Annotated in this window: 2 protein-coding genes; both read left to right on the top strand. The window is 63.4% G+C overall.

Annotated elements, in window-relative coordinates; all coding sequences use genetic code 11:
- Positions 1-217 precede the first annotated feature (217 nt).
- Positions 218-382, top strand: coding sequence for a DUF7563 family protein (locus tag C448_RS17165; RefSeq protein ID WP_425311115.1), 165 nt, complete (start codon positions 218-220; stop codon positions 380-382).
- Positions 375-938, top strand: coding sequence for a bacterio-opsin activator domain-containing protein (locus tag C448_RS15340; protein WP_160162774.1), 564 nt, complete (start codon positions 375-377; stop codon positions 936-938). Before C448_RS17165 ends, C448_RS15340 begins: the two co-directional genes overlap by 8 nt.
- The last annotated feature ends 63 nt before the right edge of the window (positions 939-1,001 follow it).

Below are 1,001 nucleotides of genomic sequence, written 5' to 3'. Positions count from 1 at the left end.
GTGTATCACCGAGAATTGCTAATGGGACCCCCTGAGACGGACGCGTGTGGTGCAACCGAAAAACCAAGCCGGGAGTGAAACGGGGAATCGCCATGCAGACCAGCGCTCGCCGGACGAACAATACAACCGTCCGGCGTCGAGCGAATGGGGGAATCCTGCTCTGGGATTGCGGACGAGCGTCCTCTCCGGCAGACATGAAAGGGAACGGTGAGTCGCCATGCCTCACTGCAACAACTGCGGCACGTTCGTGAGCCGAGTACGTCCGCGTGTTCGCACCGCCCGGATAGATACCGTGCGCGTCTGTCCCAACTGCGAGGAGAAGCTTCGGGATGGGGCTGGCGTCCGTGAAGCACAGTCTCCCCGCCACGTCAACAATGCCTGAGAGCGCACAGTCGGTCGGCGCAAAACGCGGCCGTCCGGTATCCAGTGATGCGAGCACCGCCCGGTTCGAACTCCCAGCAGCGGGGTTCGTCCTCGGGGAGTTGTTCGAGCGGGTTCCCGACGCACGCGCCGAACTTGAACCCACGGTCGCCGGTCCGACCGACCGCGCTGTCGTCGTCGTTCGGGCGGATGAGCGCGAGCGCACCGCAGTCGAGGACGCGCTCCGAGCCGATTCGGATATCGTGGCGATCGAACGCTTCTGCGAGCAACCGAACGGGTGGATGTATCGGGTGACGTGGGACGGTCACCCCCGTCGGCTCGTGGACCGGCTCGTCGCCGGCGGCGTCACGCTCCTGTCGGTACGGGGACGCGCGGGCCAGTGGCGTTTTCGCCTCGTGACTCCCGACCGGGACATGCTTGCCCGCGCACACGAAATACTAGAGGAGTCGGGTTGTGAAGTAGAATGCAGACGTATCTCGACCTTCGAAGGGGAACCGTCGGCGCAACGCACGTTGACCGAGAGACAGTATCAGTACCTCACAAAGCGGGTTAGGTGAACGGGCTGCTTGGTGGATTGATGGAGGCCAACCAAGCAGCCAGTGAACTCACAGAGGACCAGG

Source organism: Halococcus morrhuae DSM 1307, assembly GCF_000336695.1.
In the GTDB taxonomy this organism is placed as follows: Archaea; Halobacteriota; Halobacteria; order Halobacteriales; family Halococcaceae; genus Halococcus; species Halococcus morrhuae.
This window is presented reverse-complemented; position numbering and strand designations above follow the sequence as displayed.